The following is a 410-nucleotide window of genomic DNA, read 5'->3' as shown; positions in this document are numbered from 1 at the left end:
TCTGAATACCACGTTGTACCTGATGAGGCCTCAGCTCCTTCACCAACTGTAATGGTTGTTGGATAGTCAATTGTAACTTCATAGCATTCAACACCAGAAACTCGCCCTTCATCAGGCGTGAATGTTGAAAATAAAATATCACCGTCAAGGTTTAGTAGTGCAATGTCTTTGACGATGTTGTCATCAACATATATATTTATTATATATGCTTGAAAACTCTGTGACTTCTCCTCGATCAATAGGTTTCTAATGATTAGACCATTCTTATTTAATGAAGTCAATGGAATTGTGTAGAATATTTTGTTAATCTTTTGATCTTTAAGTACACGGGACCAATCGGCATTGGAAAATAAATCTTCTGAATTTTTCCTATTTAGTGCGCTAAACTCATTATTTACATACTTTGACAG

Annotated in this window: 1 protein-coding gene; it reads right to left on the bottom strand. The window is 34.9% G+C overall.

Annotated features, from left to right (window positions below; genetic code table 11):
* On the bottom strand, positions 1-410 hold a 410-nt coding region (locus E1176_RS20045; protein ID WP_185152451.1), incomplete at both ends, for a hypothetical protein.

This window comes from Fulvivirga aurantia, from assembly GCF_009711475.1.
Lineage (GTDB): Bacteria > Bacteroidota > Bacteroidia > Cytophagales > Cyclobacteriaceae > Fulvivirga > Fulvivirga aurantia.
The sequence above is the reverse complement of the archived record's forward strand: the minus strand, read 5'-3'. Positions and strand labels throughout refer to the sequence as shown.